Here is a 13,507-nt window from a genome sequence, read left to right on the forward strand (position 1 = left end):
CCCCGGAAAGAAAAATCCCTTTGAGGGTTTTAAACCCTCAAAGGGATATAGGGATAGAAAGCGTTGTTACTACGTTATTGCAATTTCACAGGCTCCATTTTCGGAACCAGGAAGTGCATGATGAGCCAGGCAAGCAGGTATGCCGCACCGCAGATGATGAACATGATGTAGTATGCCGTTTCGATCTCACCGATGCTGCGGTAATATACGAACAGGTTCTTCTGCACCAGGGCCGAAAGCAGGATACCACCCAGCGAGCCGAACATGCCACCGATACCCGTTACAGAGCCTACCGCCCTCTTGGGGAACATGTCTGAAACCGTAGTGAAGATGTTGGCGCTCCAGGCCTGGTGCGCGGAGGCTGCCAGGCCAATCACACCTACTGCAAGCCACACGTTGAGCTGCCCCAGGATCTGGGCGAAGACGATCGGTATTACCAGCACGGCATAGATCAGCATCGATGTTTTGCGGGCCTTGAACACCTGCCAGTTGTTGTTGATGAGCTTGAACGGGAGCCAGCCTCCCGCAACGCTGCCGATGGTGGAGATCAGGTATACCGCAGCAACAGGTACTGCCATCGCGGTTCCTTTGATGCCGTACTGACTTTCAAGGAAGTCGGGCAACCAGAAGAGATAGAACCACCAGATGGGATCGGTAAGGAATTTTCCGATCACAAACGCCCAGGTCTGCCGGAAGCCCAGCAACCGGAACCATGACACCCTGGGCTCAGCTTCTGTCGACTGAACTTCTGTAGTGGCATCTCTGTCGCTATGAATAAAATCGTATTCTTCTTTAGAAAGTTTTTTATGCCTTGAAGGAACCTCGTACATGAAGAACCAAAGTACCAGCCAGATAAAACCGAACGATCCCGTGATGACAAATGCCGCCTGCCAGCCCCATTCCGCAGCGATGAACGGAACACTCAGGGGTGCAACTATGGCGCCGATGTTAGCGCCCGAGTTGAAGATGCCGGTGGCCAGCGCACGTTCCTTTTTGGGGAACCATTCCGCCGTGGCCTTGATGGCTGCAGGGAAGTTTCCCGCCTCCGTAAGTCCCAGCGCACCCCGTGCCACAATGAATCCCACCGTGCCGCGCACCAGGGCATGACCTACTGCGGCAAGACTCCAGAACAGCGTGGCCAGGAAATAGCCGAGCTTGGTTCCGAGCTTGTCAATGAGTCGCCCCGCGCCCAGCAAGCCGATGGCATACGCCAGCTTGAAGGCGATCTCGATGTTGGCATAATCGCCGTCGTTCCAGCTGAACTCCCTCGTAAGGTCCGACTTCAGCAGGCTGATCACCGCGCGATCGAGGTAGTTGATGGTGGTGGCAAAAAATACCAGGGCACAGATGGTCCATCGGTAGTTGGTCACAGGGTTGGCGATGGCCTGCTGTCCTGGGGGCTTCATAGTATCGGTTTTGGTAGGCATGATTGGAAAAAATTATTGATTGGACTGAATTTTTTTAACGATGCTCATGGCTTCAGACACCTTCTGTTTGAGAAGGTCCCAGTTGCGCTGCTGCAGGATCTCTTTCGTGAACAGCTGCGAGCCCATGCCCACACACATGGCGCCGGCTTTGAACCACGCAGAAAGGTTCTGCTCGGTGGGTTCCACGCCACCGGTGATCATCAGGTTGAGGTCAGGTACCACAGGCATGATGGACGACACAAAGCCTGGCCCCAGCACCGAGCCGGGAAATACCTTGATCACTACCGCTCCGTTGTCTTTGGCTGTAACGATCTCCGTGAGCGTTGCGCAGCCCGGTATCCACAGCTTGTCATGACGGTGGCATACTTCCGCCATCTCTGGTTTCATGATGGGCGAGATAATAAAATCCGCTCCCGCATCGATGAATTTTTTGGTGGTGGCGCCATCCATGATCGTGCCGATGCCCAGCATGAGGTCAGGGAAGTGGTTGCGCTGGCGATGAAGGTGCTGAAAGATCTCGAACGAATTCTTCCTTCTGTTGGTGAACTCAAATACACGCACGCCGCCGGCATAGGCTGCCTGCAGCACCTGCTGTGCTTCTTCGGGATTGTCGTGTGTGAATAACGGAACGATGCCGGTCCGTTTCATTTCATCAAAGATCTGTTGTTTGCTGAAGGCCATGCTTATCTTAAAAGTTTTCCTACGTTCTCTCCTTTTACCAGGTTCTCTATTTCTGCTGCCGATGCCAGGTTCACATCACCTTCCACCGTATGTTTCCAGGCACAGGCTGCCGTGGCGAATTCCAGTGACTGCTGATCGTCTTTCTTCGACAACATGCCGTATACCAGTCCTGCCATGAATGCATCACCGGAGCCCACACGGTCTACGATGTGCGTGAGGTCATACGACTTCGATTGTAAGATCTTCTTGCCATCGAACAGTACGGCCGAGATCCTGTTGTGCGAAGAGCTTACAGAGTCGCGTTCTGTGGTGGCGATCTTTTTAACCGCGGGATATTGTTTCATTGTTTGCCTGCAGGCTTCCTCGAATGAATTGCCGGAGATGCCCATGCAGTTCTCCATATCGGTGATACCGGCGATCATCACATCGGTGAGCTCGATGAGCGCGGGCATGATGTCTTTTGCAGACTTGCCGTATTGCCAGAGGTTGCGTCTGTAGTTGATATCGCCGGAAATTTTTACACCTCTTTTGCGTGCGGCCTGCAGTCCTTCGAGACACACGTCGGCAGCGCCTTGCGAGATGGCCGGCGTAATGCCTGTATAATGGAACCATGCGGCATCTTTCAGGATCTCATCCCAGTTGATGGAGCCTTTTTGAATGTGCGCGAATGCGGAGTCAAAACGATCGTAGATGATCCTGGAGGCGCGGTGAATGGAACCGTTCTCCAGAAAATATACGCCCATGCGTTCATCGCCATACAGGATGAAGGAGGTGTCGACACCATATTTGCGCAGCGCCTGGGTAGCAGCAGCACCGAGGTCGTTGTCGGGAAAGCGGGTGACGTGCGCTGAGGGGATTCCGAAATTTGCTACGGAGACGGCCACGTTGGCTTCTGCCCCCGCATAGGTAATGTTAAAACTGGTGGATTGTGTGAAGCGGGCAAAGGCAGGTGTGGAAAGCCTCATCATCACTTCACCGAACGTAACAACTTTTTGACTCATGCGTCTGTTTTAAATATCAAAGGTTTGCGAGAGGGCACGCCGAAATTCCGACCAATTTAAGCGATGCAGGCAGATATAACATAGAGGGGAAACATTTACCTTTATCATTGAATGGAGGGACGTCAGTTAATTTTTCATTTATTCTTTTCCGGTTGCTGCAAACGTTCATAAAAATGTGTACATTGCGCAATCGATTGCGCAAGATAAGAGTTATTTTGATATGTCAAGTAAATATTTAAAAATTCATCCGTCTGATAATGTGCTGGTAGCCTTAACAGACCTTAAAGCAGGAGAAAAGATCGGTTCAAACGGCACTTCCTTTTCTTTGGTAGAGGATGTTCCTGCCAAACACAAGTTCGTGGAGAAAGCCATGGCACCCGATGAAGAGATCATCATGTACGGCGTGCTCGTAGGCAAGGCCCTCAAACCCATCGCTGCCGGCGGCTCGATCGGTACCCACAATGTCAAACACAAATCTTCCGCCTTCGCCGGCAAAAGCAAAACTTTTACATGGCAGGCACCCGATGTCTCCCGCTGGAAGAACAGAACGTTCCAGGGCTTCCATCGCAAAGACGGCCAGGTGGGCACCGCCAACTACTGGATCGTGCTGCCGCTGGTCTTCTGTGAGAACCGTAACGTGAATGTTATCCGGCATGCTTTTGAAGAAGCGCTGGGCTTCTCTAAACCCGATGCCTATAAAGACTATGTGCAAGACCTGGTGAAATTATACCAGGAAGGAAAGACGGATGCCATTGCCACGTACAATTTCAAAGGCAACAATACCAACGGACGTTCGAAGGTGTTTAACAACATCGACGGTATCAAATTCCTGACCCATGAAGGTGGCTGCGGTGGAACACGCCAGGATTCTGAAGCCCTCTGCGCACTGCTGGCAGGATACATCCACAATCCAAACGTGGCCGGCGCTACCGTGCTGAGCCTGGGATGCCAGAATGCGCAGGTCGATATCCTGAAAGAAAAACTGAATAAGCTCAACCCGAACCTGAGCAAGCCGCTCATCGTGCTGGAGCAGCAGAAGGAAGGAACCGAACAGGAATTGCTGGCACAAGCCATTCGCCAGACATTCCTCGCGCTGGCAGAAGTGAACAAACAGGAACGCAAGCCGGCACCGCTCAGCAAGCTCGTGGTAGGACTCGAGTGCGGCGGCTCCGACGGATTTTCAGGGATCTCGGCAAACCCCGCCATCGGACATACCTCAGACCTCATCGCTGCATTGGGCGGATCGTCTGTGCTCTCCGAATTCCCTGAGCTCTGCGGCGTAGAGCAGGAGCTGCTCAACCGTTGTGAATCTGAAAAGATCGCCAACCGCTTTGCCGACCTGATGCGCGCTTATTCAAAAGCTGCGGAAGCTGTGGGATCAGGTTTCGATATGAACCCTTCACCCGGAAACATCAAAGACGGACTGATCACCGACGCGATGAAGTCGGCCGGAGCAGCCAAGAAAGGCGGCACCTCTCCTATCACCGATGTGCTCGACTATACAGAATATGTTACCAAACCCGGCCTCAATCTTTTGTGTACACCGGGTAATGATGTTGAGAGCACCACGGCCCTGGCTGGATCGGGCTGCAACGTGATGTTGTTTACCACAGGCCTGGGAACCCCTACCGGCAACCCTATTTCACCCGTAGTGAAGCTGTCGTCAAACACCAAGCTCGCGCAGAAAATGCCCGATATCATCGATATTGACTGCGGACCTGTGATTGCCGGTGAGAAGACCATCGAGCAGATGGGTGAAGACATCCTGGAGTTCATCATCGATATTGCCAGTGGTACCAAAAAGACCAAGGCAACACAACTCGGACAGGATGATTTTATTCCGTGGAAACGGGGTGTCTCGTTGTAGCATCTAAAGGATGACATCCTTTGAAAGGATGTCATCCTTTACGCTTATCTCATCACCAGGATGCCTTTCGCGGTCAGCCTGATCTCTTCTTTCGATTCTGTAATGGCCGCGATCTCTTCTTTCGATTTTTTAGCATCTTCCGCGTAGTGCCTCAGCTCATCCACGGACGTGGTGATCTTTTTGGCTTCTCCATCGATCACTATGGTTTTGCCGATCATCGCCATGGGAACGAAGAAACCGTAGTCCTTCATCTTTACGAATACTTTATTGTTGTCAGGCATTTCCAGCGCCATCCAGCATCCTTTCTTGGGACAAACATCCACCACTTTGGCGATCACTTTCACATCGGCGCTCTCTTTTCCCTTCAGGAAGTCGGGCAACTGGGATACTTCAAAAGCCATGTCTGACGTTGTTCCGGCACCGAACGTTGCGCCCGCATCGGCTGGTACCTGTGGCGGCTGGGCCATTACCCCAACCGTGATCACGGTCAGGAAGAGGAGTATTGCAATTCTCATAGACAATTTTTTTTTGAAATATATTGATTTTATCTCACCCGTTCATGATGCGCTGTCAGAAATGATCTTGCGCGCTTCCAGCATCAGGCGGGCCTGGCCGAACAACGCCTCCACCTCCTCCAGCTCTTCCAAACTGAACGCGAGGTACATGTTCGATAGCGGACTGCAATAAACCCGGTCGCGCTGGTGTGGCAAGGGTTGGAACGTGTCAGGATGATACCTGGAATCCACGAGCCATTCCAGAAAACGGCACATCTCCTCCTCCTGGAACGCCAGCAGGATGTTTTTATAGGCAAAGTTGAACTCGCGGCAGCAGGTGCACTCACCAATGTAACCGTTGGCGCATTCAGCCAGGAGATGAAAGGATGTGGAGTTTTGATGCATAGTCAGTGTCAGTGATCGGTAATCAGTCATCGGTAATCAGTAGCGGTAAACGGTAATCGGTGATCAGTAATACAGTACAACTCTCAAAACCGATTACCGAATACCTGATTACCGATTACCACTCAACTAGGCCTTCTTAACGAGTTTATACTCGATCACCGGCTTACCCCGGGTGCCACCATCGGCAGCGTGGAAGCTCAGGAACTTGAGCTTGTAAATGTTTCCTCCTGGATCTTTGATCACATAAAACCGGTCTGTTTTTACGCCTACCGTACCCGTGGTAGCGCGCCAGTTGGAGCCGATCAGGTTACGATCCGACTTGAACGTGATGCCCGCAACATTACTTTCGTTAAAGGTGTCGTACGTGACGCCGGTACTGGTGAGCACTTCTGCAGCCTGTGTTCCACCCAGGTGGTTGATGAATACAAGGTCTGAGAATGCGTAAGGAATGTTAGGGCCTGACGGCGGTGGGTTGGGCGCGTAGTAGATGCTCCACGTCCATTCAATGTCCCACTTTGCTTTGGCGGGCTCGACGGAAACAGCACCATTGTCGAACGACACGTAGCTGAAATTGGCGGTGGCATCCTTGGCAATGGCCAGGCTTTTAATCGTGGTCTCGTTGATCTTCGCATACTGCAGTGTGTATCCAGACGCAGTACGCAGCACACGGATCTTCACAAGATCGGCAGTAGCACCAACGTTGTTCGTGCCACCGATGCGGTTGATGATATAGACCTTGTTCTCGGCATCGGTAGCCGACACCACAGGCATGGCCGTTTTGCTGAGATCGCCAAACACATTATCGATCGCAGGGAAGTTCTCATTAACGGTTGGATCGGTCTGCGACTGTCCTACTTTCAGTGCGTTGGGATCGATGTCGGCCGACGTTACTTGCGTGAGATCCGTTTTGCTGATGCCTACAACGGAAGCCCCAGTGGTGTTGTTGATGATCACCCTGAAATCGTCGCCGCCATAAAAGCCCAGGTCCCATTTGGTGCGGGCGATGGGCGTCTGCTGATTGTTGCTCAGGTCAACAAATACCGAGTTGCCGGCGCTGGTCCCTGATTCTGCTGCGATGAGCCCGTTGAGCTGAAGCTGCGAACCCTCCGAAACGATGGCAGAAAAATTAAGCTTCAGGCTGGCCGTTTCACCGATGAGCACCGGTTCGCCTACAGATGACAGCGTGAAGCCAATACTTTCTTTCCCGCTGAGGAAAATACCTGCAGGTTTGCTCACCGTGAAAGATGCCTGTGCGCTGCCCGAAGGAATGGTCAGTGTCAACGAACCCGAGCTTCCGTCAGGTTCTGTAGTGAAGTCGGTGCCGTAAGTCACACCCGTCGGCGCAAGCGTGATCGTAACAGGAACATCATTTTTTACGGCCCTCGACAACGTAACTTTTATTTCAGTCTGGCTTCCTTCGAATCCGACCTCGGCACTTTCAAAAATGGCAATGTTATCAGGATCCGCGGGTTCATCATCACAACTGCTGAGCGCAAAGAAACTCGCTACACTCACGAACAGGATCCACAGGTTTTTGTATCTGCTATGCATATGTTATTTAGGTTTATTATTATTTAGAATGATTCTATTTTCCGTGTATGGACAAAAAAAATTTACTGCGTAAGATGAAAGTTGAGTGACATGAAATACGACCTGCCATAACCCACTGGTAACGGGCCGCCTGTAGTATGTGCATCTCCTGTGGTAACAGTGCTATTCACCTGCACCACATCGAACAGGTTCTTTGCACCAACACCCAGGTCGAGGTACTTCATAAGCTTTTTTGTGATGGTCAGATCAGCCCAGTGATACGACTCTATTTTACCCAGGGCAGCAACCTGCTCGCCATTGACCGTTGTGGCTGTATAGCTGGACCGGCTTCCGTTGAATTTGTAGAAGGCGCTCACACTCGCACCAAGCGCATCCAGGTGCCAGGTAACTGTTGCGTTGACCTCAGGTGTCCACAGCAGCGAAGGCAGCGATCTGTCTTCTTCAGACAGATCGTTGTAAACACCGATGTAAGCGAATCCCGCCGAGGCCTGCACTTGCTTGCTGCGAATGGAATTATTCAGGGTGCCTCCCGCGGTCCTGTTCTTGTAAACATTGACATACGTGTACCGGTTATTGGCGGCATCGGTGGTTCCGAGCGTGATCATGTTCTCAAAAAAATTGCAGAAGCCTCCAAAGGTTGTGGTCATCCTCCATGCGGAAGAAGTGTACGTCTGCCACGCCAGGGAGCCTGTGAAGCTGTTGGAGTGTTCGGCTTTCAGGTCGGGATTTCCATCGATGTCGTGGTTGGCATCGTGATAGCTGAAGTACAACTCGCGCAAGGCCGGCGCGCGGAAGCCGTAAGCATAGGCCAGGCGCAGGTCGAGCTTGTTGTTCAGGGCAAACTTGGCATTAACGGAGGGGATGACAGGCGGCGCGTCGTATACCGAGTTATACGTGAAACGAAGCCCGGGTCGCACATTCACCGCTTTGGATGGACTCACTTCCGCGGAAGCGAACAGGGCGTAATCGTTGATGGTTCGTGTGCCGTCGATCCGGTCGCCAAAACCTTTGTTGAGATTCACGTCAATCCCCGGCTGAATAGATACTGTGGAAGAAAGTCTGTGCAATGCCGTAGCACGGAATGTCTTGCTGTCGAACCGCGCTTCATCCTGTGCGGCGGCATCGTTGAGGTACAATCGCCGGTCACCGGTTTCCATGTTCACCGTGGTGGCCTGCGTTCTGCGACTGTAATCCTGATAAGAAGCCTGGGCCGTGAGATCCCACCGGTTGGTCAGCTGCCATTCGGCCTGCGCCTGGTGTGTATACCGGTTGGTGATAAACTCGCGGTCGATGGCCATCAGCGCATTGGTGCGGATATCAACGTAAGTGTTTTCGTTCGACAGAATATTCTCGTTGAGGTAATTGAGCCTGTACCAGATCTTGAAGCGATCAGTGTTGTAACCAACGGTACCCATACCGAGCCATTGGTCTTTAGGATGCCATTCACGTACAGCCTGGTCTGTAGCACGACTCTCCTTCCATCCCCCGGAGTTATTACGGGTCACGCTTGCGGCAGCGCTCCAGCCATTGCCCTGCCACGCCACGTTCACGTTCTCATTGTGAATTCCTTTTTTCGAAAAAGCATCATACTCCTCGCCCGCCGTCTCTTCCTGCACACGCGCATCCACCGACAAGTTCCTGTCATCGGCAACACCTTTACGGGTAATGATGTTGATCACGCCGGCAAGCGCATCGGCACCGTAGACCACCGACATGGGGCCCTCCACGATCTCGATGCGTTCAATGGTGTTGATGTCGATCTGGTTCAGGCTTTCGCGGGTGGCGCCGCGGTCGAGCAACGGAACGCCGTCCAGCAGGATCTTGACGTTCTGACCACTCATGCCCATCAGCGCGATATCCGATGTACCCAGCGTAGGGTCGTTGGAGAAACGGATGCCCAGCTCCGTGTTGAGTACAGTCTGTACGTTGACAGCGGCCCGTTGCCGGATGATCTCACTGCTGATGGTGCGCACCTGGTAAACGGATTTTCGAAGCGATTGCGGCTCGAACTGCCCCGTGACCACCACCTCTTTCAGCTCCAGCGTTTTAAGGCTGTCCTGCGCCAACGCATCGGCTGCGGCAATGATGAGCAATATCCTGATCAGCGCTTTCATGCCTCTTGCAGTGAGAGTTCTTCGATCAGTTTTCTCCAGCCTTCAAGCTCGGGGATGCCGGGTTTGCGCAGTCCGAAGAATTGTACAACCAGGTTCTTTTTGGCATCAAAAACCTCGATACTGGTAACCATTCCTTCCGTAGTAGGTTTCTTCACAACCCATGTGGTGTTCACCAGGTCTTCACGCAGGTGCATGTTAAAATCGGGATCGAGCACATTCAACCAGTTCTCCATCATACGGATGGTCTGCACTTTGCCCTGATGGATCTGCAGGTTGCCACGGTTGCCGGCAAAGATCATGATGGGCAGCTTCTGGTTGGCGGCATCTTCGAGCACTTTGCGCAGCGAGCTCTTCTTCACCTGGTAAGTAAATTTTCCTTCCGCCAGGTAAAGCGCGTCGAGGCGATTCACTTCGTGCCGGCGCAGCATGCCGAAGAAATCATGCGTGTCTTTCATGTTTTCCCAGTCGGTGAGCAATGCTCCGGCATCTACTTCGTCTATCGACCGCGTTGCCAGTTCTTTTACGGCGGTCACCGTAATGGTGGGCTGCTGGTCTTTCGCCTTGAACGCTTCTACGATGGCGTCGAAGGCTTCCTGGTTGCTGCCGGGCCTGTTGCCTTTGGCTTCCTGCAGAAATACTTTCGTCACAGCGGTGCCGGCTTCATCAAAGATCTGGATGCTCTGCTGAAGACCGTTGGGGGTCTGTTGCTTCACGGCGAAACCGAACTTCCATCCGGCGAAGAAGACACGCGTTTCGATCGGGCCGATCACGGTAGCCATGGCATGCGCGGCATTTCCCATGATATCGATCTTCTGGAACGTTCCCTTATGCTCCAGCACACAACCATCGTTACGGGTAAGCGACATCACTCTTCCCAGCGATGGGAGCTGTTTAAGCAGTTGTGTCCAGTCGCCTTCGAGGCGTGTGGTGTAGTCGCCCACGGTGGTGGCCAGCAGCTCGGCCTCGCTCACGCCCAGTTTCAGCGCGGCCTCCCGGATCCTGATGCCCGGGCTGGCTGCTTTTACGCCTTCCCAGGCCTGGCGCAACGATGTGGCGGAAGTATGAATGGTATTGGTCATGATCAGTTGATTTTTAGTTTTGGGGTATAGACAAATGTTTCTCTTTCGGGTATGATGTACGGGCAATTGTTGCAGGGATCGTGATACACGTTCACCCGGCAGCAGAATGTTTCTTCGATGTTGGGTTTGGTAAAAACTTCACGGGCGCCGCCTGACGCAACGATCTTTCCGTCTTTGAGGAAATAAAGATGATCGGCAAACTGTACGGCCTGGTTCAGGTCATGCACGATGGCCATAACGCCGATATTCCTTTCGCATACCTGGCGGGCCAGGCCGAAGATCTGTTGCTGCTGCGCGATGTCGAGACTGGAAGTAGGCTCGTCCAGCAGGATGTAACGCGGATATACCGTTTCGTCCCACACTTGCGCCAGCACCCGCGCCAGCTGCACCCGTTGCTTTTCGCCACCCGACAATGTCATGTAATTACGATCGCGGAAAGCTTCAACGCCGGTGAGCGCCATCACCTCCTTCAGAATGCGTTCGTTCTCGCTGCGTAGTGTACGATGGGCGTGGCGTCCCAGCATCACGATCTGCATCACCGAAAAGGCAAACTGCACGGTGGTGCTCTGCGGAAGCACCGCACGTACCAGCGACAACTCTCCGGAGGTATAGGTCGAGATCTCTTTACCGTTGATGGATACTTCACCATCATCGGCCCTTTGCTCATGCGCCAGCACCTTCAGCAGTGAGCTTTTGCCCGCACCGTTGGGTCCCACCACCGCGGTAAATTTTCCGGGGCGGATCGTAATATCAACATTGTTCAGGATGAGCCTGTCACGAACACGGAGCGATATGGATAAGGCCTGGTACATCAGATCTCTTGTTTACGTTTGGCGTTCAGCAGCAAGGCAATAAAAAACGGGGCACCGATAAGCGCCGTGACAACACCGATGGGAAGCTCCGCAGGACTCACCACTGTTCTGGCAATGACATCGGCCAGGATGAGCAGCAACGCTCCACCCAGTACTGAAGCGGGTAACACCAGCCTGTGATCGGGCTCAAACAGCACCCGCACGAGGTGAGGCACCACCAGCCCGATAAAACCGATCACGCCGGCCATCGATACGCCTACGCCAACACCCAGGGCACTGAAAAAAACAATGGTACGTTTGGTACGCTCGATATCAACACCTACGTGAAATGCTTCGGCTTCGCCCAGGGCCATGGCGTTGAGCGAACGGGATTGTAACAGCTGCACAACAACTGAGGCGACCATCAGGGGTGCCGTGATAAAAAGTTTCTCCCACGTTGCGCCGCCAAGATCGCCCAGGGTCCAAAAGGTATAGGTGCGAAGCTGGTTTTCGTCTGCATAAAAGATCGCCAGGCCGATGACAGCGCCCGTCAATGCCTGCATGGCCACGCCGATGAGCACCAGCACAGCAATATTGGTTTTGCCTGCCTGGTAGCTAAGCTTCAATACCAAAAAGGTTGTTATGATACCGCCGGCAAACGCAAATAGCGGAACCAGCGCATTGTACACCCACCCTGATGACGGCAACGCCATGACGCTGCCAAAGACCACCACAACCACCACGGCAGCCGCAGCGCCTCCTGAAACGCCAATGAGGCCCGGCTCCACCAACGGGTTCCGGAACAATCCCTGAAGCGCGGCACCACTGACGCCCAGGGTTGCGCCAATAAGCAGGGTCATGATAATGCGTGGAAAACGGATCGCGTTCAGCACCACCTCATGGGTACTGTTCACTTCCACCGATGAGAATAAACCCAGCTTCTTGAGCAGGATCACGGCAACATCCTTCGCGGGAATGGATACAGCGCCAATGGTGAGCGAGCATACAACGGCCACCAATAGCAGGATGCCAAGTCCGCCGATCACTGCGGTGTTCCTGCTGGCCGTTATCGGTAGGGCTATCTGCATTTATTTAGCCCTTAATTCGGGGTGCAACATCATCAACAGCTCTTTCACCGTTTCACCGAAACGTGGTCCGAAGTTGGTAAGCTTCAGGCTGTTCACGCCGACGATCTGTTTCTTTTTGCCGGCGGTGGTCTGCGCTACACCCGGGATCTTCAGGGCGCCTTCAATACCACCGATACTCTCCAGACCGGAAGAGGCCATCACAATGTATTCCGGATCAGCCGCGATCAGTGCTTCCGTATTCAAGGGTTTGTATCCCTCTATATCGGGAACAGCATTGGATGCGCCTACATAATGAAGAATGTGTGAGAAGGTCTTTTTGCCGGCTACACTAACGGTGGCCGTGCCGCGATTATAGATACAAAGTGTTTTAGGCGAGGCCGTGGCTTTTGCCAGCAGCGCTTTCGCTTCGGCGAGCTCCGTTTCATTTTTGGCGATCAGCTTTCTCCCTTCCGCCTCACGCTTCAGTGCCGCCGCGATCTGTGTGATGCATTTTTTTGTGTCGTTGAAATCGAACCGCTCCTCCACCACCAGGAGTTTGATACCAGTTGAAGCGAGCTGTTGCAGTACAGCGGCATCCACATAATCTTTTTCGGCAATGACCAGCGTGGGCTTCAGGCTGATGATGCCTTCTGCGCTGATGCCCGATCTGTAACCGATGGAAGGAAGCTGTTGAATATGTTCAGGATAAAGACTGGTGCGGTCAGAAGCGATGATCTTGTCGCAATCGCCCAGCGCGCATACTATTTCAGTGAGGGCACTGCCGGCGGTAATGATGCGCTCGGAAGACTGTGCTTTACCCGCGACCGTGATCGCTGTCAAAGCCAGGAAGAGAACAAAGTGTTTCATTGTTTAGAATAATTCTAAACAAAGGTAGGTTGCAGGCCAATCCTGCGTCAATCGCCTTCACAAGCCAATTTTCAAATACCCTGCAGAGGGTATCCAGTCACTTCTGATGGGTAGCTGATAAAAACGAAAGTCCGGCAGTAGTTCACTCTAACCTATTTGGATT

The 13,507-nt window shown here is 52.9% G+C and carries 12 protein-coding genes; 1 reads left to right on the top strand and 11 read right to left on the bottom strand.

Annotated features, from left to right (window positions below):
• Positions 1–74 precede the first annotated feature (74 nt).
• The 3 genes from KK083_RS27630 to KK083_RS27640 are packed head-to-tail and all read right to left on the bottom strand — an operon-like array spanning position 75 to position 3,109.
• On the bottom strand, positions 75–1,406 hold the full coding sequence (locus KK083_RS27630) for an MFS transporter (RefSeq protein ID WP_254169380.1): 1,332 nt from the start codon (positions 1,404–1,406) through the stop codon (positions 75–77).
• Between the two features lie 33 nt (positions 1,407–1,439).
• Positions 1,440–2,108, bottom strand: coding sequence for a beta/alpha barrel domain-containing protein (locus KK083_RS27635; protein ID WP_254169381.1), 669 nt, complete (start codon positions 2,106–2,108; stop codon positions 1,440–1,442).
• A gap of 2 nt (positions 2,109–2,110) precedes the next feature.
• Positions 2,111–3,109 (bottom strand): sugar kinase, encoded by a 999-nt coding sequence (locus KK083_RS27640; protein WP_254169382.1) that lies wholly within the window; start codon positions 3,107–3,109, stop codon positions 2,111–2,113.
• Positions 3,110–3,329: 220 nt separating this feature from the next.
• On the opposite strand from KK083_RS27640, the gene KK083_RS27645 reads away from it, so the two are divergent.
• Positions 3,330–4,976, top strand: coding sequence for a UxaA family hydrolase (locus KK083_RS27645; protein ID WP_254169383.1), 1,647 nt, complete (start codon positions 3,330–3,332; stop codon positions 4,974–4,976).
• Positions 4,977–5,020: 44 nt separating this feature from the next.
• On the opposite strand, the gene KK083_RS27650 is transcribed toward KK083_RS27645, so the two are convergent.
• The 8 genes from KK083_RS27650 to KK083_RS27685 form a co-directional block, all read right to left on the bottom strand.
• Positions 5,021–5,491: a DUF4920 domain-containing protein gene (locus KK083_RS27650; protein WP_254169384.1), complete on the bottom strand. Its 471-nt coding sequence runs from the start codon at positions 5,489–5,491 to the stop codon at positions 5,021–5,023.
• Positions 5,492–5,533: 42 nt separating this feature from the next.
• The gene (locus KK083_RS27655) at positions 5,534–5,875 is read right to left on the bottom strand and encodes a DUF6686 family protein (RefSeq protein WP_254169385.1); all 342 of its coding nucleotides are present in this window, start codon (positions 5,873–5,875) and stop codon (positions 5,534–5,536) included.
• Positions 5,876–6,001: 126 nt separating this feature from the next.
• Positions 6,002–7,426, bottom strand: coding sequence for an HmuY family protein (locus tag KK083_RS27660; RefSeq protein WP_254169386.1), 1,425 nt, complete (start codon positions 7,424–7,426; stop codon positions 6,002–6,004).
• A gap of 62 nt (positions 7,427–7,488) precedes the next feature.
• Positions 7,489–9,540 (bottom strand): TonB-dependent receptor plug domain-containing protein, encoded by a 2,052-nt coding sequence (locus tag KK083_RS27665; RefSeq protein ID WP_254169387.1) that lies wholly within the window; start codon positions 9,538–9,540, stop codon positions 7,489–7,491.
• Positions 9,537–10,619, bottom strand: a complete 1,083-nt coding sequence (locus KK083_RS27670) for a hemin-degrading factor (protein ID WP_254169388.1) — start codon at positions 10,617–10,619, stop codon at positions 9,537–9,539. Before KK083_RS27670 ends, KK083_RS27665 begins: the two co-directional genes overlap by 4 nt.
• 2 nt (positions 10,620–10,621) lie before the next feature.
• Positions 10,622–11,431, bottom strand: a complete 810-nt coding sequence (locus KK083_RS27675) for a heme ABC transporter ATP-binding protein (protein ID WP_254169389.1) — start codon at positions 11,429–11,431, stop codon at positions 10,622–10,624.
• Complete coding sequence (locus KK083_RS27680) at positions 11,431–12,498, bottom strand: FecCD family ABC transporter permease (protein WP_254169390.1); 1,068 nt, start codon at positions 12,496–12,498, stop codon at positions 11,431–11,433. Before KK083_RS27680 ends, KK083_RS27675 begins: the two co-directional genes overlap by 1 nt.
• On the bottom strand, positions 12,499–13,344 hold the full coding sequence (locus tag KK083_RS27685; protein ID WP_254169391.1) for a heme/hemin ABC transporter substrate-binding protein: 846 nt from the start codon (positions 13,342–13,344) through the stop codon (positions 12,499–12,501).
• Positions 13,345–13,507: the final 163 nt, after the last annotated feature.

It is taken from the genome of Chryseosolibacter histidinae, from assembly GCF_018598225.1.
GTDB lineage: Bacteria > Bacteroidota > Bacteroidia > Cytophagales > Cyclobacteriaceae > Chryseosolibacter > Chryseosolibacter histidini.